Origin of the sequence: Lutimaribacter marinistellae, from assembly GCF_042648365.1 — a bacterium.
GTDB lineage: Bacteria > Pseudomonadota > Alphaproteobacteria > Rhodobacterales > Rhodobacteraceae > Lutimaribacter_A > Lutimaribacter_A marinistellae.
The window spans coordinates 24355-41884 of sequence record NZ_JBHRXI010000012.1 but is presented as its reverse complement, the minus strand read 5'-3'; the positions used below and the strand labels follow the sequence as shown (position 1 = coordinate 41884).

20 protein-coding genes are annotated in these 17530 nt (G+C 61.8%); 11 read left to right on the top strand and 9 right to left on the bottom strand.

The window, feature by feature from the left end; translation table 11 throughout:
- Window position 1 precedes the first annotated feature (1 nt).
- A complete protein-coding gene (locus ACFORG_RS12600; RefSeq protein WP_386735887.1) occupies window positions 2-745 on the bottom strand; it encodes a TVP38/TMEM64 family protein in 744 nt (247 codons plus the stop codon).
- Window positions 746-1039: 294 nt separating this feature from the next.
- Between ACFORG_RS12600 and rpmH the strand changes: the two genes are divergently transcribed.
- The 11 genes from rpmH (at window position 1040) to ACFORG_RS12545 (ending at window position 9946) form a co-directional block, all read left to right on the top strand.
- Complete coding sequence (gene rpmH / locus ACFORG_RS12595) at window positions 1040-1174, top strand: 50S ribosomal protein L34 (RefSeq protein WP_005980833.1); 135 nt, start codon at window positions 1040-1042, stop codon at window positions 1172-1174.
- A 26-nt stretch (window positions 1175-1200) separates the two neighbouring features.
- Window positions 1201-1629 (top strand): ribonuclease P protein component, encoded by a 429-nt coding sequence (gene rnpA, locus ACFORG_RS12590; protein ID WP_386735886.1) that lies wholly within the window; start codon window positions 1201-1203, stop codon window positions 1627-1629.
- Window positions 1626-1868 carry a membrane protein insertion efficiency factor YidD gene (yidD, locus tag ACFORG_RS12585; protein WP_386735885.1) on the top strand — a complete coding sequence of 81 codons (243 nt, stop codon included), beginning with the start codon at window positions 1626-1628 and terminating at the stop codon, window positions 1866-1868. Before rnpA ends, yidD begins: the two co-directional genes overlap by 4 nt.
- Window positions 1869-1945: 77 nt before the next feature.
- Complete coding sequence (gene ttcA / locus ACFORG_RS12580; RefSeq protein WP_386735884.1) at window positions 1946-2815, top strand: tRNA 2-thiocytidine(32) synthetase TtcA; 870 nt, start codon at window positions 1946-1948, stop codon at window positions 2813-2815.
- Window positions 2816-2887: 72 nt separating this feature from the next.
- Window positions 2888-4420 (top strand): putative bifunctional diguanylate cyclase/phosphodiesterase, encoded by a 1533-nt coding sequence (locus ACFORG_RS12575; RefSeq protein ID WP_386735883.1) that lies wholly within the window; start codon window positions 2888-2890, stop codon window positions 4418-4420.
- A 126-nt stretch (window positions 4421-4546) separates the two neighbouring features.
- Complete coding sequence (gene yidC / locus ACFORG_RS12570; RefSeq protein WP_386735882.1) at window positions 4547-6370, top strand: membrane protein insertase YidC; 1824 nt, start codon at window positions 4547-4549, stop codon at window positions 6368-6370.
- Window positions 6367-7104 carry an MOSC domain-containing protein gene (locus ACFORG_RS12565; RefSeq protein WP_386735881.1) on the top strand — a complete coding sequence of 246 codons (738 nt, stop codon included), beginning with the start codon at window positions 6367-6369 and terminating at the stop codon, window positions 7102-7104. The genes yidC and ACFORG_RS12565 overlap by 4 nt, the downstream gene beginning before the upstream one ends.
- A complete protein-coding gene (gene yihA, locus ACFORG_RS12560; RefSeq protein ID WP_386735880.1) occupies window positions 7101-7754 on the top strand; it encodes a ribosome biogenesis GTP-binding protein YihA/YsxC in 654 nt (217 codons plus the stop codon). The genes ACFORG_RS12565 and yihA overlap by 4 nt, the downstream gene beginning before the upstream one ends.
- A gap of 58 nt (window positions 7755-7812) precedes the next feature.
- Window positions 7813-8676, top strand: coding sequence for an acetylglutamate kinase (gene argB, locus ACFORG_RS12555; protein WP_386735879.1), 864 nt, complete (start codon window positions 7813-7815; stop codon window positions 8674-8676).
- Window positions 8677-8747: 71 nt separating this feature from the next.
- The gene (locus ACFORG_RS12550; protein WP_386735878.1) at window positions 8748-9434 is read left to right on the top strand and encodes a ferredoxin; all 687 of its coding nucleotides are present in this window, start codon (window positions 8748-8750) and stop codon (window positions 9432-9434) included.
- The gene (locus ACFORG_RS12545; RefSeq protein WP_386735877.1) at window positions 9431-9946 is read left to right on the top strand and encodes a SixA phosphatase family protein; all 516 of its coding nucleotides are present in this window, start codon (window positions 9431-9433) and stop codon (window positions 9944-9946) included. The genes ACFORG_RS12550 and ACFORG_RS12545 overlap by 4 nt, the downstream gene beginning before the upstream one ends.
- Window positions 9947-9970: 24 nt before the next feature.
- Here ACFORG_RS12545 and ACFORG_RS12540 read toward each other — a convergent pair whose 3' ends face one another.
- From ACFORG_RS12540 to crcB, 8 genes are all read right to left on the bottom strand, one after another.
- A complete protein-coding gene (locus tag ACFORG_RS12540) occupies window positions 9971-10738 on the bottom strand; it encodes an amino acid ABC transporter ATP-binding protein (RefSeq protein WP_386735876.1) in 768 nt (255 codons plus the stop codon).
- Window positions 10739-10750: 12 nt separating this feature from the next.
- Window positions 10751-12052 carry an amino acid ABC transporter permease gene (locus ACFORG_RS12535; protein ID WP_386735875.1) on the bottom strand — a complete coding sequence of 434 codons (1302 nt, stop codon included), beginning with the start codon at window positions 12050-12052 and terminating at the stop codon, window positions 10751-10753.
- A 1-nt stretch (window position 12053) separates the two neighbouring features.
- Window positions 12054-13268, bottom strand: coding sequence for an amino acid ABC transporter permease (locus ACFORG_RS12530; RefSeq protein ID WP_386735874.1), 1215 nt, complete (start codon window positions 13266-13268; stop codon window positions 12054-12056).
- Between the two features lie 132 nt (window positions 13269-13400).
- Window positions 13401-14417: an amino acid ABC transporter substrate-binding protein gene (locus tag ACFORG_RS12525; protein ID WP_386735873.1), complete on the bottom strand. Its 1017-nt coding sequence runs from the start codon at window positions 14415-14417 to the stop codon at window positions 13401-13403.
- Between the two features lie 205 nt (window positions 14418-14622).
- Window positions 14623-15330, bottom strand: a complete 708-nt coding sequence (locus tag ACFORG_RS12520) for an ATP12 family chaperone protein (protein WP_386735872.1) — start codon at window positions 15328-15330, stop codon at window positions 14623-14625.
- Window positions 15327-16010: an HAD-IA family hydrolase gene (locus tag ACFORG_RS12515; protein ID WP_386735871.1), complete on the bottom strand. Its 684-nt coding sequence runs from the start codon at window positions 16008-16010 to the stop codon at window positions 15327-15329. Before ACFORG_RS12515 ends, ACFORG_RS12520 begins: the two co-directional genes overlap by 4 nt.
- Window positions 16007-17050 (bottom strand): RluA family pseudouridine synthase, encoded by a 1044-nt coding sequence (locus ACFORG_RS12510; RefSeq protein ID WP_386735870.1) that lies wholly within the window; start codon window positions 17048-17050, stop codon window positions 16007-16009. Before ACFORG_RS12510 ends, ACFORG_RS12515 begins: the two co-directional genes overlap by 4 nt.
- Window positions 17047-17427: a fluoride efflux transporter CrcB gene (gene crcB, locus ACFORG_RS12505; RefSeq protein WP_386735869.1), complete on the bottom strand. Its 381-nt coding sequence runs from the start codon at window positions 17425-17427 to the stop codon at window positions 17047-17049. The genes ACFORG_RS12510 and crcB overlap by 4 nt, the downstream gene beginning before the upstream one ends.
- Window positions 17428-17530: the final 103 nt, after the last annotated feature.

The following is a 17530-nucleotide window of genomic DNA, read 5'->3' as shown; positions in this document are numbered from 1 at the left end:
GTCAGAGCCCCTTTTTTCCACGCAGGGCCTTGATCGCGATGGGCAAGGCCGCCAAAACACACAGTCCGAGAATGGGCCCGATCACGAAAGGTTCCCACAAAAGCGACAGGTCGGGGGTTTCGCCGCGGTCGAACACCCCGCCCAGCCCGACGCCGATCCACGTATAGACCAGCCCGCCGGGGATGATGCCAAGGGCGGTCGTGACGAGGAAATTTCGGAACCTGACGCCGACAAGTGCGGGCACGAGATTGGCGACAAAGAAGGGGACGATCGGCACGAGCCTGAGCAGAAAGAGAACCTCGATCTCGTTGTCGCGCAGGCCGTTCTTTATACGTTTTATCGTTCCTTCAGACGCCTCGAGCCTCGTCGTCAGCGACTTGCCGAGGCCCCAGCGGGCAGCAAGGAAAATGGCTGTTGCCCCGATCGTGGCAGAGACGACATTGTAAGTGGTCCCTAGCCAGAGGCCGAAGAGAAACCCGCCCGTCATGGATGCAACGGCAGCGCCGGGAAGCGAGAAGGCGACGATCACGACATACACCGCGATGAACCCGGCCACCATCCAAAGGTAATGCGCGTCACGATAGGCAAGCAGCGATTCGCGATTGTCGCGCAGGGTTTCGAAAGACAGGTAATCGCCAAGGGTAAACCAGCTCAGCACGGCAACCGCCACGATCGTGGCCAGCGGAAGATGGCGCAGCCAGCCGGGAAATCGGCCGTCCTCTCGATGCTCGGTCCGTTCGGTCATTTTCTTTGCTGCCTTTGCGCTTGATGCTTCCATAGATGCGCCTCTTTCAGGTAATGCGACAGGGCGTTCACGCGTGCTTGATCGTACCGGCCCTGAAACGTGAGGTTGGCGTACCGAAACCGCGCGGACTGAAACCTTTTTCGGTCCAAGGCGCTGGAAATGTTTCAGGGCGCGGCGAAAAACCCGCGCCGGGGGTTTGACTTGCAGGCGAACTGCCAGTATGGACCGGGCTTCGGACATGACGGGCAGGCGAATCCGCGCCGAACCCCACCGCAAGAGATTGGAGACGGAGCGATGAAACGCACCTATCAGCCTTCGAACCTGGTTCGCAAACGCCGCCACGGTTTCCGCGCACGTATGGCCACCAAGGCGGGCCGCAAGATCCTGAACGCGCGCCGCGCACGTGGCCGCAAGTCGCTGAGCGCTTAATCGCTCCGCAACAGGACCGCTTTCACATGACGCCGCCGGAGGCCCCTGCACAAGGCATCAGCCTGAACAGGGACATGCCTTCGGCGGTTTCGTCATGGCCGGACATCTTGGTACTGCAAAAGCGCACCGATTTCCTGCGCGCGGCGCGCGCAAGACGCTGTGGCACCTCGTCGATGCTGGTACAGGCTCGACCGCGTGGACCAGATGAACCGGTCGGGACCAAAGCGATCCGTGTGGGATTTACCTGCTCCAAGAAGATCGGCAACGCCGTGACCCGCAACCGCGCCAAACGGCGTTTACGGGCCGTTGCGCGCGCCGTATTGCCCGAGGTCGGCCGGTCGGGGTGGGATTACGTGCTGATCGGAAAACCCGGCGACACGATTGCGCGTCCCTACGAGGTATTGGTCGCCGACTTCCGACGAGCACTCGTAAAGCTGCACGGGCCGGACCGTTGAGCCCGCTCGCTCATATCGCGGCCCTGCCCGTTCGGGCCTATCGCCTGATCTTCTCGCCTTGGGTCGGATTCAACTGCCGGTATCAGCCCACCTGCTCTGCCTATGCCTTGGAAGCGCTTGAAAAACATGGCGCCTTCAAAGGGAGCTGGCTTGCCTTGCGCCGGATCGGTCGCTGCCACCCGCTGGGCAGGTCCGGATATGACCCGGTGCCCGACCCTCAAGACCCTGCCAAGGATTGACGGTGGCTGCCTTGCCGATTTAGGACCGCCTCGCAGCCCAGCTTGCCGGGCGCGTGGGGCTGCTGTAGAGGGGCAACATGTTAGACGATGCCGACGATATCCATCCGCTGTTTGCCGGTGCGCCCAGCTCGACCGAGTTCAAGAAGCTCCGTAAACGCATAGTGCGCCACACGCGCGAGGCGGTAGAGCAGTACGGCATGGTCGAACGCGGGGCGAAGTGGCTGGTCTGCCTCTCAGGCGGCAAGGACAGCTATACCTTGCTGGCCGTTCTGCACGAGTTGCAATGGCGCGGCCTGCTGCCGGTGGAGCTGCTGGCCTGCAATCTCGATCAGGGTCAACCCGGCTTTCCCGCAACGGTGCTGCCCGAATTCCTGGAAAAAATGGGCGTTCCGCACCGGATCGAATACCAGGACACCTATTCCGTGGTGATGGACAAGGTGCCTCGGGGCCGGACCTACTGCGCACTTTGCTCAAGACTGCGGCGCGGCAACCTTTACCGCATCGCGCGCGAGGAAGGATGCTCGGCAGTGGTTCTGGGCCATCACCGCGACGACATTCTCGAGACGTTCTTCATGAACCTCTTTCACGGTGGACGGCTGGCCACGATGCCGCCGAAACTGGTGAACGAAGAGGGCGATCTGTTCGTCTACCGCCCGCTGGCACATGTGGCCGAGGCCGATTGCGAACGCTTCGCCACGGCAATGAACTATCCGATCATTCCCTGCGATCTTTGCGGCTCGCAGGACGGATTGCAGCGCCAACAGGTCAAGCAGATCCTTGATGGCTGGGAACGCAACAGCCCCGGACGCCGCCAGGTGATGTTCCGCGCGCTGATGAATGCGCGTCCCTCGCACCTGCTTGATCCCAAGTTGTTCGACTTCGCCGGGCTTGAGCGCAAGTCGGCGGAATTCGATGAAAATGCAGGTGAAATCCCCGAGCTGCGTTAACGTCTCGCTCAACATCAAGACCTAGGTTCGATTGTGCGTTTCTGCGGCGCACAACCTGAAGGATCCCATGTCTTGATACGGTTACGTTCTGTTTTCGATAGCCTCCTGCCGATCCTGACCGGGCCGGCGATCCTTGCCTTTCTTCCGGCGCTGACCCTAGGAGCTTTCTGGCTGGGCGGGGAAGTAGCGCTGCTCATGACATCGCTGGGTCTGCCACTGCTGTTCGCACTAGCAGGGGCATTGGGGAAATGGCCAAAGGATAATGCCACACCGCGCGATGCCGTTACCGGCCTGATGCTGCGGGAAGGTTTCCAGAACGCGATGACCGAAATCCATCACGCGGCGCAAGGCCCGGATTTCAAATCGGCATGTTTCCTGATCGAACTTGACGACTATCACGAAATGATCTCGCGGCACGGCGCGGCAACGGGCGACCTTGTCGCTTTGCGCAGCGGCGAACGCATCCGCGGCGCCCTTCGTGAACGCGATGTCGTCGCCAGGCTCACCGATTGCCGGTTCGCAGTGTGCCTTTCGCCGGTGCGGCAACTGGATCTGGAGCTGTGTATCCAGATGGCCGGTCGCATCCAGAGCTCTGTCGAAGATCCGATTTCGGTTGATGCAAGCACTGTCTATGTCTCGTGCTCGGTCGGGTTCTGTCTCAGCAGTCGCGCGCCGGGACATAAACCCGACGACTGGCTAGAGGCCGCATTGGTCGCCTTGAAAGAAGCGCGCGACAACGGCCCATCCGCGATCCGCGCCTTTTCGCCGGATATGCACCGTCAGATCAGGTCAAAGTCGAACCTGCGGGACGAGGTGGTGGCAGCGTTGGAAACCGGCCAGATCCTGCCCTTCTACCAGCCGCAGATATCGACCGATACAGGCCGTGTCACTGGGTTCGAAGCACTTGCGCGCTGGATGCACCCGGTCCGCGGGATCCTTGGCCCGGATTCCTTTCTGCCGGCCGTGGAAGAGGCCGGAATGGTTCAGAAACTGGGTCAAGTAATGCTGTATCACGCCCTCACCGCCCTGAAGGCGTGGGACAGTGCAGGCACGGAGGTGCCCCGCGTGGGCGTGAACTTTACCGCCGACGAATTGCGGGACCCCGAACTGGTACAACGCATCCAATGGGAGTTGGACAGGTTCGAACTGACCCCTGACCGCCTGTCTATCGAAGTGCTGGAAACCGTTTTCTCGCAAGGCCCCGACGATGTCATAACGCGCAACATCCGGGGGCTTAGCGCGATGGGTTGCCGGGTGGATCTGGACGATTTCGGCACCGGCCATGCCTCCATCGCGTCAATCCGCCGGTTCGACATATCGCGCATCAAGATCGATCGGTCCTTTGTTATGAAAGCCGATCGGGACCCCGAACAACAGCGGATGGTCGCGGCGATCCTGACCATGGCAGAAAGGCTTGGCCTCGAGACGCTGGCAGAGGGCGTCGAAACCGTGGGGGAACACGCGCTGCTGGCCCAACTAGGTTGCGATCATGTTCAGGGCTTCGGGATCGGCAGGCCCATGCCGTTCGAACAGACACTGGACTGGATCGCGTCCCATTCCGACAAGCTACGCGAAGCACCCCGGATCGGCGGGCAGACAAGATGAACTGATGCATTCAGGAGGCGAAACGGGCAATCTGACCCGGTGAAACCGGGGGAATCTGCTTGACCTTTGGGCCTCGTGACTGTTGAACCCACCGGTGTCTTTGCTAGCACAAGGTGGCTGTCCCCGATGGACGATCAGAACAAGAATCTCATCCTCGCAACCGCGCTCAGCTTTCTGGTGATCCTTGTCTGGTTCGTGCTGTTCCCACCTCCGGAACAGACACCACCTGCGGAACAACCCGCCGTCACCGCGTCCGAAGACGGAACGGCGGTTGCACCCAGCAGCGCGGCCTCGTCCGATGCCTCCGGCCAGGGTGTTGTCACGGCCGAAGAACAACCCGAGGCCCCGCGCGTTGCCATCGACACGCCCCGACTGTCCGGCTCGATTTCGTTGCGCGGCGGACGTATCGACCAGCTTTCGCTCAAAGACTACGAAGTGTCGCTTGAGCCCGATGCCGATATCGTCGAATTGCTCTCACCCGTTGGCACGCCCTCGGCCTATTATGCGCTCTATGGCTGGGCTCCGGGCGCCGGGCTCTCGCTGGAGGACGTACCGGGACCGAACACGAACTGGCGGGTAGAGGCCGGCGAAACGTTATCGCCGGAAAACCCTGTCACGCTTTCGTGGACCAATGACAAGAACATGACCTTCCGCCGGGTCCTTTCGGTGGACGAGGATTACATGTTCACCGTGACGCAGTCGGTCGAGAACACCTCCTCTGCCGCGGCAAGCCTTGCCCCATACGGTATTCTTGCGCGGCACGGGATCGGCGAGGATGCCGACCTGCCCGGACTCAAGGAGTTCTTCATCCTGCACGAGGGCGTGGTCGGTATGACCGACGGCACGCTGGCAGAGATCGATTATTCCGACATGCGCGATTTCGAGATCGACCCGACCGAGCGCGCGCAGGCCGAGGTGTTCCAAGTACAGGAAAACGGCTGGATCGGCTTTACCGATCATTATTGGATGACCACGCTCATTCCCGAGCCGGGCTCGCCGTTCCGAGCCGCCGCGAAGTACGACGACCGACGCAAGATTTACCAGACCGAAACTGTCCTTCCCACCGTGACGGTCGAAGCCGGCCAAAGCGCCGAGGTTACCACTCGCCTGTTTGCCGGCGCCAAGGAATGGGAGTCCATCCGCGAATACCAACGCGGCGGTGTGCTGAAATTCGTCGACAGCATCGACTGGGGCTGGTTCTTCTTTCTGACCAAACCGATCTTCTGGCTGCTGCACGAACTGAATCTGCTGATCGGCAACATGGGCTGGGCCATCATCGGCCTGACGCTCATCATCAAGGCGATCCTCTTCCCCCTTGCGTTCAAGTCCTATGTCTCGATGGCCAAGATGAAGGAACTGCAACCGCAGATGGAGGCACTCAAGGAAAAGGCGGGCGACGACCGGCAGAAGATGCAGCAGGGCATGATGGAGCTCTACAAGAAGGAAAAGGTCAATCCAGCCGCGGGCTGCCTGCCCATCCTTCTGCAGATTCCAATCTTCTTCTCTCTCTACAAGGTGATCTTTGTCACGCTGGAATTGCGCCATGCACCTTGGTTCGGACCGTTCCAGGACCTCAGCGCACCTGATCCAACCTCGATCTTCAACCTGTTCGGCCTTTTGCCGTGGGCCGCGCCCGAACCGGAGAGCCTGATGGCGCTCATCTTCATCGGAATCTTGCCCCTATTGCTGGGTATTTCGATGTGGCTTCAGCAGAAACTGAACCCGGCGCCAACCGACCCGACACAACAGATGATCTTTGCATGGATGCCATGGGTCTTCATGTTCATGCTGGGCGGTTTCGCCAGCGGTCTGGTGGTCTACTGGATAGCGAACAACACGATTACGTTCACCCAGCAGTATCTGATCATGCGCAGTCAGGGTTACACGCCCGACGTGTTCGGCAACATCAAGTCGGGCTTCAAGCGAACGCCCAAGGACAGCGGTAAATGACTGGGACCGTCACCGGACTCTGGCGCCATCCGATCAAGAGTCACGGCCGCGAAGCGCTGAAGCGGGCCGATTTCATCGCCGGGCAGACCATGCCCGGCGATCGCGTCTGGGCCGTAGCGCACGAGAAATCACACGCCGACGGCACCGAATGGGTGCCCTGCGCGCATTTTACCCGCATCGCCAAGGTCCCGCAGCTGATGGCGATCACGGCCCGGGTGCGGGGAGACGAGGTGACGTTGAGCCACCCCGAAAGGCCCGACCTGACTTTTGCGCCGGACCGGGAGGCTCAACTGTTTCTTGATTGGGTTGCGCCGTTGATGCCGCCGGATCGTGCGGCCTCGGCGCGGATCGTGCGCGTCCCGGGTCGCGGGATGACGGATGCGGATTTCCCTTCGGTCACGCTGTGCAACATGGCGTCTCACCGTGCCGTCGAGGGTCGGCTGGGCCGGGATCTGTCAATTCACCGCTGGCGTGGCAACGTCTGGTTCGACGGTCTCCCGCTCTGGGAGGAGTTTGACTGGATCGGACGCGAGATTCGCATTGGAGAGGTGCTGTTCCGCGTGCGCGAACGTACGACGCGCTGCACGGCCACGATGGCCAACCCCGAGACCGGAACGCGCGACGCCGATACGCTGGCGGTGCTGTCGGAATGGGGACATCAGGATTTCAGCGTTCAGGCCGAAGTGGTCGAAGGAGGCGAAATCAGAATCGGCGACGAGGTGATTCCGCAATGAGCCCCCTGCCCTTTCCCTTGGCGGCCGAGCCCGAAGACGCCGAGCGCGAAGCGGGCCGCAAGCTGTTTGCGGGCCAATCCGAGTTCCTCAAGGGTGTCGTGGCCATGTCGGGCCTGCCTGCAGCTGACCGGATGGAGGTCTGTTTCGCAGGCCGGTCCAACGTCGGCAAATCGACGCTGATAAATGCGTTGACCGGCACCAAGGCGCTGGCGCGGGCGTCGAACACACCGGGCCGCACGCAAGAGATCAATTATTTCACGCAAGGACCGGACCTGTATCTCGTGGACCTGCCCGGCTATGGCTATGCCAATGCGCCGCTGTCGGTGGTCGAGAAATGGCAAAGGCTGTTGAAGCAGTATCTCGGCGGGCGATCAACTCTGCGCCGGGCCTTTGTACTGGTCGACGCGCGCCACGGCGTGAAAGCCGTGGACGAAGAGATCATGGGCCTGCTGGACCGCAGCGCCGTCACCTTCCAATGCGTGTTGACCAAGGTCGACAAGGTCAAGGAAAAGGACCTTGATCGCGTCCTCGACCAGGTCCGCCGGGCGTTGGGTCGCCATCCTGCTGCCTATCCGGAACTCGTGCTGACCTCGTCCGAAAAGGGCGACGGGATCGCCACGCTGCGCAGCATCATCGCCACGCTGGAATAGCGCGCCCTTGGCACCGTTGCCCAAAGCCCCTAACAGGAGGGGCGAAAGGGATCACGGGATGAAGACTCAGGACATGAACCGCGACTGGATTGCCACCGCAGCTACGCTCAGCAGCGCGCTGCCCTACCTGCAACGCTATGACGACGCGATCGTGGTGATCAAGTTGGGTGGCCACGCCATGGGTTCGGACGAGGCGATGGAAAGCTTCGCCCGCGACGTTGTCTTGTTGCGGCAAGTCGGGGTGAACCCGGTCATCGTTCACGGCGGCGGCCCGATGATCAACGCCATGCTCGACAAACTCGACATCCAGTCAGAGTTCGTTGGCGGCAAACGCGTCACGGATGCTGCCACGGTCGAGGTGGTAGAAATGGTCCTGTCGGGCGTGGTCAACAAACGGATTGTCCAGGCAATCAACCGCCAGGGCGGCATGGCCGTGGGCCTGTCCGGCAAGGATGCGAACCTGATGACTTGCGACCGCGCGGACGAGTCGCTCGGCTTTGTCGGATCGCCCGCCGAGATGGACCCAACCATCCTGCGCCATCTCTTTGAAAAGGAGATGATCCCCGTGATCGCCCCGCTGGGGGCAGGTCGCGACGGGCAGACGCTGAACGTGAATGGCGATACCGCAGCCGGTGCGATAGCCGGCGCGCTCAAGGCCGACCGCCTGCTGTTGCTGACGGACGTATCGGGCGTCAAGAATGCCGCGGGCGAGGTTGTGACCGACCTCAAGGCGGGTCAAATCCGCGAAATGACGCGGGACGGCACGATCGCAGGCGGCATGATTCCCAAGACAGAAACCGCGCTGGCGGCCTTGTCGGACGGTGTTCGGGCAGCCGTCATTCTCGACGGTCGTGCGCCAAACGCGGTGCTGCTGGAACTCTTTACCGAGCATGGCGCAGGCTCGATCATCCGGCCTGACTGAGCGGTCTCTCCCGATCTTGCTTTGCGCGCATGATCGCGCGACTGTGCCTGCAAGTTGAGGGAGAGAGTGTCGTGCCGGATGGTCAGTCGACGTCAAGGACAGAGTTCGCCAGCATCGAGGCAGCTTGCGCGGCCGAAGGGCTGTTGGTCATGGGAGCCTTCCACCCTGCGCGCAACACCGTTCGCCAGCTCGACAGTGGCACGTTGATCCTGCTCGGTGCCGGTGCCGATTTCTGGCCGGTCTTCCAAAACTCGCCCGAGGCATCGGATGGCGCCCCCGACCCGATCGACCGCTGGTCGGAGCGGGTGGTGACCGGTCTTGCCGATACTTTTGGTGGAACGGCTTGGTTCCCGTTCGGTGGCCCGCCATACGCACCTTTCATAGACTGGGCGGTTGCGTCGGGACGGGCCTTTTCAAGCCCCACGGGCATGCTCGTCCATGACACCGTCGGAATGATGATTTCCTATCGGGGTGCTTTGCATCTGAGCGAAGAAGTCCCGCTGGAGCCGGTTGCAGGCATGTCGCCATGCACAACATGCGACGCCCCCTGTACAACGGCCTGCCCGGTCTCGGCGCTGACCGGATCGGCACCCTATGATCTGGACGCGTGTCACGGCTATCTCGATACGCCGGCAGGTCAAGACTGCATGACCAGGGGGTGCTTTGTCCGGCGTGCCTGCCCAGTAAGCCAGGGCGCGGGGCGCTACGATGCGCAATCGGCCTTGCACATGGCCGCTTTTCATCGAGGAACACCATGACCCGAACCCTGATCCTGACACGTCACGCGAAGTCCAGCTGGGATAACCCGGATCTTGCCGATTTCGACCGCCCCCTGAACAAACGCGGACGCAAGTCTGCCCCACTTGTCGGGGCTTGGCTGACCGAGCACGGATGGACGCCGGACACATTGCTGTGCTCGACATCCGAACGCACCCGAGAAACCTGGTCGCTTATGGGCCTGGAGGCCTACAACACCGATTTCAGGGACGCGCTTTACCACGCGGGCCCTGACAGGATGATGCAGGTCCTCCGCGAGTCGCGGGGCGAGACCGTATTGCTATTGGGGCACAACCCGGGCATGGCCGAGTTTGCAGGGCGGATTGTAGATGAAGCGCCCGACCACCCGCGATTCTACGATTATCCTACCTGTGCGACGACCGTAATTCGTTTCGAAGTCGACACGTGGCGCGATCTGCGTTGGGAAAGCGGCGAGGTGCTCGGCTTCGTCGTGCCGCGCGAGCTGCCCGAAATGGACGAAAAGGCGAGCTGACCGCTCGCCTTTCCCACTCCGGCCTCAGTGGCCGAGAATCTGACTCAGGAACAGCTTGGTCCGGTCGCTCCGCGGATTGTTGAAGAACTCCTTGGGCTCGTTCTGCTCAACGATCTGTCCCTGGTCCATGAAGATCACCCGGTTCGCCACAGCCTGCGCAAAACCCATCTCGTGGGTCACGCAGAGCATGGTCATGCCCTCTTCGGCCAGTTCGATCATGGTGTCGAGCACTTCCTTGATCATCTCGGGGTCGAGCGCCGAGGTCGGTTCGTCAAACAACATGATGCGCGGACGCATGCACAGAGAGCGCGCGATAGCCACACGCTGCTGCTGACCGCCCGAAAGCTGGCCGGGATACTTGTCGGCCTGTTCGGGGATCTTGACCTTTTCGAGGAAGTGCATCGCCGTTTCCTCGGCCTCACGCTTCGGGATCTTGCGAACCCAGATCGGTGCGAGCGTGCAGTTCTCCAAGATCGTCAGATGCGGGAACAGGTTGAAGTGCTGGAACACCATCCCGACCTCGGACCGGATCGTGTCGATGTTCTTGATGTCGGAACTCAACAGGGTGCCGTCGACCACGATCTTGCCCTGCTGATGCTCTTCCAGCGCATTAATGCAGCGGATCAAGGTCGACTTACCCGACCCGGAAGGTCCGCAGATGACGATCCGTTCGCCCTTGTAGACGGTCAGATCGATATCCCGCAGCACGTGGAACGATCCGTACCATTTGTTCATGTTCTCGATCTGGATCGCGATTTCGTCCGAGACTTGCATTTGTGCGGTTTCCGCCATGGCCCGCCCCTCCTATCTGTGATCTGTCGCCAGCTCGCGTTCGAGCCATTGCGAATATTGTGAAATGCCGTAGCACACGACGAAAAACAGCAGTGCGGCGAAACCGAACAGCTCCCAGTAGACCCCGTTCCAGTCGGTCGAGGCCAGGATCGGCCCGCGGATCATGCCGACAAGGTCGAACATCGAGATGACCGAAACCAGCGTGGTGTCCTTGAACAGGCCCACCGCGACATTCACGATGCCCGGGATCGAGATCTTGAGCGCCTGCGGCAGGATGATCAGTCGCATCGCCTGCGGATAGTCGAGGCCGAGGCTGTCAGCCGCCTCGTACTGGCCTCGCGGCAAGGCCGCCAGACCACCCCGGATCACCTCGGCGATATAGGCCGAGGCAAAGGCCGTGATCATGATGATGACGCGGATGATAAGGTCGAATGTCGCGCCCGGCGGCAGGAAATACGCCAGAACCACGTTCGCCACGAAGAGCAGGGTGATGAGCGGCACACCCCGCACGAACTCGATGAAGATCACACAGATCCACTTGATGATCGGCATCGACGATTGCCGCCCCAACGCCAGCGCGATGCCGAACGGGATCGACAGCGAGACACAGACCACGCCGAGGATCATGTTGAGCATAAAGCCCCCCATGTCCCGCGAGGGCACCGCCGACAGCATCGGGTTTTCCGGTGCAATCGCGTCGACGATCATGCCGCCGACGAACCAGGTCACCGCCGCCGCGACGATGGCGCCAAAGAAACCGGCAGCAAAGGACGACGCAACCAGCCGGTTCCAGACAAGGTAGCCTGCGCCAAAACCCAAAAGCGCCACGATGGGCGACAGGATGGGACCGCCCCAGATCAGCCAGTAGGCCACGAACGGGTAGATCGCGGTAAAGATCAGCAGCTGCCGTGGCAGATACTTGAAGAACATCACCGGTGCCGCTGCGACAAAGAGCAGGACAAAGGCAACGGAGGGCCGCCAATATTCACCGGCCGGGTATTTGAATCCGAACAGAAGCTGGTTCCAGCGATCGGTGAGAACCGCGAAACACCCCCCTGTCTTGCCGTCAAGGATTTCACGGCAAACCCTGATCGACGGAGCATCCCAGATGCCATTCAGTAGCCAGGGCAACGTGCCGACGGCGAGGTTATAGATCGCCAGGATCGCCAACAGCGTCAGGACGGTATTGGTGATGTTCGAGAACAGGTTTTGACGCATCCATTTCACGATGCCCCGCTCTGCCACGGGCGGTTCGGCCTGTGGCAGCATGGTCTCGCGCACGAAACGGATCGAGTGCTGGTGAGTATCGCTCATGTCAGCGCTCCTTCAGCTTCACGGCGTTGTTGTAGATGTTCATCACCGCCGAAATGATCAGCGAGATGGTGAGGTAGAACAGCATCAGCAGCAGAACCGCCTCGATCGCGCGACCGGTCTGGTTGAGCGTGATGCCACCCAGCGTGCCGGTGATGTCCATGTACCCAACCGCGATGGCGAGAGACGAGTTTTTGGTGATGTTGAGATATTGCGAGATCAGCGGCGGAATGATGATCCGCAGCGCCTGGGGAAGAACGACAAGGTTCATGATCCGGCGCGGACGCAACCCAAGAGAGGCCGCAGCCTCGGTCTGCCCCCTCGACACGGCCTGAATACCCGCGCGCACGTTCTCGGCGATGAATGCGCCCGTATAGATGGCGAGCGCCAGCCAAAGGGCAATGAGCGATCCCAGAACCTGAACACCGCCGCGGAAGTTGAAACCGCCCAGTTCCGGGTATTCCAACGAGATGGGCCGACCCAGAACGAAGAAGGCAAGCACCGCGGGAAGGATGATGATCGCCACTGTGGGCCACCCCATCGGCAGCAGTCTGCCAGTGTCATAAAGCAGCTTTGTCGCGTGCCGGCGATAGGCTATCGCACCGAAAATCGAGGCGATGAACACGCCAAGAACGACCCATCCCATCGGCTCGAAAAGCGGCTTCGGCAGGTAGACGCCGCGGTTGGTGAACGCGAAGGCACCGAACAGCATCGTTGCCTCGGGGTCTTCTCCCCGGAACGCGCGCGGCGCCGGCAGCGTTGCCGTCATGATGGTAAAGATGATGAGGATCCAGATCAGCACCGGCACGTTGCGGAACGCTTCGACGTAGACCGCCATCAACTTGCGGACCAGCCAGTTGTTCGACAGGCGCAGAACCCCAGCGATAACACCGATGACCGTTGCGGTAATGCAGGCCAGGAAGGCCACGATCAACGTGTTCAGAACACCCACAAAGGAAGCGCGCAAATGCGTGCTCTGGCTGTCATAGGGGATCGGGCGCTGGTTGATGTCGTAACCGGCCGGCTCGCCCAGGAATTCGTAGGAGATGTTCAGCCCTGCCGCGCGCAGGTTCTGCACGAGGTTCGATCCAAGATAGGCGATCAGCGCAACGACAAGGATCAGGGCGATGAATTGGAATGTGTAGGAACGATATCGCGTATCGTTCAGGAGCATGGACAGACGGAACTGCTCCTTCGGCGGGTCGGTGAGAGTCGTCATGACCTAATGATTTCCCCGGAACATCCCGGAGCGATGCACGGTGAGGTTTTCCCCACTCTCCCGCAGCCGGGTTCGTTGTTTTTCAGGATGCAAAAAGGGCGCAGGATGCCCTGCGCCCTTTTCGCGGATGTCTTAGCGGAACGGCGGCGCGTAGAGCAGGCCGCCATCGGTCCACTGGGCGTTCAGGCCACGGGCCAGACCGATCGGGGTTTCTTCGCCGATGTTGCGGGCAAAGACTTCACCGTAGTTGCCGCCGACCTTGATCGCGCGCATGGCCCAATCCTTGTCGAGGCCGAGCATCTCACCGAGGGTTCCTTCGGTGCCAAGCAGACGGTTGACTTCGGGGTTGTTCGTCCCCGCTGCCATCTCGTCGATATTGGCCGAGGTCACGCCCAGCTCTTCGGCTGCGATCAGCGCGTTGAGGGTCCAGCGCACGACATCGCCCCACTCGTGGTCGCCATGGCGCACCAGCGGGCCGAGCGGCTCTTTCGAGATGATTTCAGGCAGCAGCACGTGGTCGCCCGGGTTCTCGAAGGTGGCACGGGTCGCGGCCAGGCCGGACGCGTCGGTCGTGTAGACGTCGCAGGCCCCCGCAAGGTACTGCTGCTGCGCTTCGGCGTTGGTCTCGATCGGCACCGGCTCATAGCTGATGTTGTTCGCGCGGAAGAAATCCGCGAGGTTCAGCTCGGTGGTGGTGCCGGTCTGGATGCAGACAGTCGCACCGTCCAGCTCCTTGGCCGAAGAAACGCCCAGCGACTTCGGGATCATGAAGCCCTGACCGTCATAATAGTTGATGCCGGTGAATTCGAACTTCAGGTCGACGTCACGGCTGAAGGTCCAGGTGGTGTTCCGCGCGAGCATGTCGATCTCGCCCGAGGCAAGCGCGGTAAAGCGGGTTTTGCCGGTGGTGGGAACGAATTCCACAGCCGTCGGATCACCCAGTACTGCCGCTGCGACAGCGCGGCATACGGCGACGTCGAAACCCTTCCATTCCCCATTCGAATCCGGCGCCGCAAAGCCGACCAGACCGGTGGTCACACCGCAGTTCAGCTTGCCGCGTGCCTTGACGTCGTCGATCGTTGCGGCCGCTGCAGCACCTGCTGCCAGACCGGCGACGGTGACGGCGCCCAAAAATACGGATTTCTTCATTTTTACCTCTTCCTGATTTTCCGCACATTTTGTTGCGGTTCGCACGGCATGGTTACATGCCGACAAGATACCGATTTAGGTTTCCCCCCTCGGCGTGCCCCGAGTTTGGTCGCAATCATTCGGAAAGGTCAAGTGTGGGATGGAACCAATGCACCCTGCCGCGCCCCCATAACCAAGGGTAAAGCCTATGGATAAGGCGCATCGGTCAGCGGGCAGCGTCGTAGAACCGTTTGGCGTGCATGAACTCGGCCTTCTTTCGCTCCGCTTGTGCGTGTGCGTCCTCGTCCCGGCCCCATTGTTCTTCCTGCCAGGTTTCGTCCAGCCGCGAGAGCGTCCAGATTTCCTGCGCGTCGCGCCAGTCGCGGGCTGCGGCAAAGCCCAGCACCAGCGAGCCCGACAACCCCACGAGATCGTGAAAGGCCGCGAGGCGGAACGCATCCATTTCATGCGTCAGCGTCTTCAGCCGTTCCAATGCGCCGGGATCCTGTGGCTGGTGAACCACGCCCGCGACGGGAACCAATCGCGCGCCAAGCGCCGCTTCTGCCCAATCCAGCGCCGGGTCCCATTCGGCGGCCTGCCGGGCAACAAGCGCATCGGGATAGGTGGCGCGATAACAAAGCAGATCGGAATCGCCGTAGCCCGCCAGCATGTCGGCCACTTCGGCATGTTGCGTACGCACCTTGTCGATGGCGGCGTTGGCAGAGCGGGTAAAGGGCATGGTCAGCGGATCGACGACATTTTCCTGCGCGTCCCACTCGGCCGCAATCGCCTCGGCCATGGCGCGGGTCGGCAGCTGCAATTCGGCCTTGGCCGGAGTGCGTACCGGCCGACCGTCAAGCGTGACCGAAAAGCCCTCTTCGCCCTCCTGGACCGTCGCAGCGTTCCAGAACCGTTTTGGTTTCCACTCGCTCATGCCAGACTTTCCTTCCAGATCTCGTCCAACGCGCCGGGCAGCGCCTCGAACCCGTCGATCACCCGTCGGGCGCCGCTCAATGCGGCGGGTCGGTGATAGCCCCAGCTTACCCCGATGCCCGCGATCCCCGCAGCCGCCGCCATGTCCATGTCAAAGCTCGTATCCCCGACCATGATGGCTCCTTCTGGCGCAACCCCCGTCTCGGACAGTGCGGTTGCAATCATCGAAGGGTGCGGCTTGGACGGGTGATGATCGGCGCATTGCCGGGTCACGAAATAGCGTTCCAGCCCGTGCGCCTCGATCAGCGCGTCAAGGCCGCGCTGCGACTTGCCGGTCGCCACGCCCATCAGAATCTCAGGCGTGCCGTGTAAGCGATCAAGGATTTCCAATGCACCGGGATACAGCGGCGAATGCCCCGCCCCCAGCTCAGCGCGCTGGGTGAAATAAGCCTCGCGATAGGCCGCTTCCATCCGTTGATGCATCACAGCGGAAAGGTCGGGACCAAGCCGCTGTATTGCCAGCGGCAGGGACAATCCCACGATCCCGAGAACGGTTTCGCGATCGGGCGGTGCCATGTCCACAGCCTCGAACGCAGCTTCCATCGCGCCAAGAATACCCGCCTGGCTGTCGACCAGCGTGCCGTCCACGTCGAACAGGACCAGCCGCAGCGGACCGTTCATCGCAATTCCTCGAACGGGTCATCAGCGGCCAGATCCTCGGTCCAGCCAAGGGTTTCCCAGCTTTCCGCCATATGCGCAGGCAAGGGCGCCGTCACCGTCACCGGTCTGCGCGTTATGGGATGTTCGAAACTAAGGCTGCGGGCGTGCAGATGAAGTTTCTTGGAAATGATACCACCCAGCTGCGCCCCCCAGCCATCGCCAAGGTTCTCCTGCCCCGAGCCACCATACTTGCCGTCTCCGATGATCGGATGCCCGATCGCCGCCATATGCGCACGAAGCTGATGGGTGCGCCCGGTGACGGGCTCCATAGCCACCCACGAGGCGCGGCCAGCAACCCGGTAGAGCGTTGCATAGAGCGTATGCGCGCGCTTCGCGCCGGGCGTATCCTCGATTTCGGAGGGATGCACGGCGATCATCTTCTCGCCCTCACCTTTCGACCCGTGTCCCGGTGCCTTGACGAGGCCGGTCTTGATCTCTCCCAGGTAAGGGGTCGGCACGCCTGCAACGAGCGCCCAGTAGATCTTCTTGGTGTTGCGGTGACGGAAAGCCGCCGTCAACCCCTTGGCCGCCTCGCGCGTGCGGGCCAGCAGCAGGACGCCCGACGTATCCTTGTCGAGCCGGTGCACAAGACGCGGATTCTCGTCGAGGCCGAAGCGCAGCGCCTCGCCCAGACCGTCGACATGGCGTGTCAGGCCACTGCCGCCCTGTACGGGCAGGCCATGCGGCTTGTTCAGGGCGATGACATGATCATCGCGCCAGATCACGCAATCGCGGATCATCTTCGCGTCCGCGTCCGTCACGCGCGGCCGCGCTTCGGCGGGCTTGTGATCGGCATCGGGCAAGGGGGGAACACGTACCTGCTGGCCGGGTTCGAGCCGCGTGGAGGCCTTGACCCGCCCGCCATCGACACGAAGTTCGCCCTTGCGACACATCTTTTCGATGCGGCCCTGACTGACATGCGGATAGAGGCGGCGCAGCCACCGGTCGAGACGCTGGTCCCCGTCGCCCTCGGCCACGGTAATGGTCTGAACGCCACTCATGCCACTATCCCCCGCGCCAATAGCAGCCCCGCCACAAGCGCTCCGATCGACAGCCCTACGGACAGGGCGACATAAAGCGCGGATTGTATCATGTCGCCACGCTCCCACAGCGTCACGGCTTCGAGAGAAAAGGCCGAGAAGGTGGTGAAGCCCCCCAGAAGGCCGGTCATGACCAAGGGGCTCAGATGCGTCAGCCCGCGATGCGCCGCGATGACGACGAAGACCCCCATCGCAAAGGAGCCAAGCACGTTCACCGACAAGATCGCCAGCGGAAACGGCTGCGCGCCGGTCAGCCGAAAGAGCGCCACCCCCGCAAGGTAGCGCAGGCTCGCACCAACAGCACCTCCAAGGGCCACATGTGACAGGGACAGGATCATGGCGCTCCTCTCGCCCGCAGGGCGCGCGGAGTCAAGGACCGGAGCGCTCCCGCCCCCTCGGGCCAGCGGGCTGGCGCCCGCAACCCTCGGCGTTGGGCCGGGC

Excerpts from the sequence above, each read along its gene's own strand:
- ttcA (WP_386735884.1), top strand. The coding sequence starts at position 1,946 with ATGTTAGACGATGCCGACGATATCCATCCGCTGTTTGCCGGTGCGCCC.
- ACFORG_RS12510 (WP_386735870.1), bottom strand. The coding sequence starts at position 17,050 with ATGAGTGGCGTTCAGACCATTACCGTGGCCGAGGGCGACGGGGACCAG.
- ACFORG_RS12530 (WP_386735874.1), bottom strand. The coding sequence starts at position 13,268 with ATGACGACTCTCACCGACCCGCCGAAGGAGCAGTTCCGTCTGTCCATG.
- ACFORG_RS12515 (WP_386735871.1), bottom strand. The coding sequence starts at position 16,010 with ATGAACGGTCCGCTGCGGCTGGTCCTGTTCGACGTGGACGGCACGCTG.
- ACFORG_RS12600 (WP_386735887.1), bottom strand. The coding sequence starts at position 745 with ATGACCGAACGGACCGAGCATCGAGAGGACGGCCGATTTCCCGGCTGG.
- ACFORG_RS12525 (WP_386735873.1), bottom strand. The coding sequence starts at position 14,417 with ATGAAGAAATCCGTATTTTTGGGCGCCGTCACCGTCGCCGGTCTGGCA.
- rnpA (WP_386735886.1), top strand. The coding sequence starts at position 1,201 with ATGACGCCGCCGGAGGCCCCTGCACAAGGCATCAGCCTGAACAGGGAC.
- argB (WP_386735879.1), top strand. The coding sequence starts at position 7,813 with ATGAAGACTCAGGACATGAACCGCGACTGGATTGCCACCGCAGCTACG.
- ACFORG_RS12565 (WP_386735881.1), top strand. The coding sequence starts at position 6,367 with ATGACTGGGACCGTCACCGGACTCTGGCGCCATCCGATCAAGAGTCAC.
- ACFORG_RS12545 (WP_386735877.1), top strand. The coding sequence starts at position 9,431 with ATGACCCGAACCCTGATCCTGACACGTCACGCGAAGTCCAGCTGGGAT.
- ACFORG_RS12540 (WP_386735876.1), bottom strand. The coding sequence starts at position 10,738 with ATGGCGGAAACCGCACAAATGCAAGTCTCGGACGAAATCGCGATCCAG.
- yidC (WP_386735882.1), top strand. The coding sequence starts at position 4,547 with ATGGACGATCAGAACAAGAATCTCATCCTCGCAACCGCGCTCAGCTTT.
- crcB (WP_386735869.1), bottom strand. The coding sequence starts at position 17,427 with ATGATCCTGTCCCTGTCACATGTGGCCCTTGGAGGTGCTGTTGGTGCG.
- ACFORG_RS12520 (WP_386735872.1), bottom strand. The coding sequence starts at position 15,330 with ATGAGCGAGTGGAAACCAAAACGGTTCTGGAACGCTGCGACGGTCCAG.
- yihA (WP_386735880.1), top strand. The coding sequence starts at position 7,101 with ATGAGCCCCCTGCCCTTTCCCTTGGCGGCCGAGCCCGAAGACGCCGAG.
- ACFORG_RS12535 (WP_386735875.1), bottom strand. The coding sequence starts at position 12,052 with ATGAGCGATACTCACCAGCACTCGATCCGTTTCGTGCGCGAGACCATG.
- rpmH (WP_005980833.1), top strand. The coding sequence starts at position 1,040 with ATGAAACGCACCTATCAGCCTTCGAACCTGGTTCGCAAACGCCGCCAC.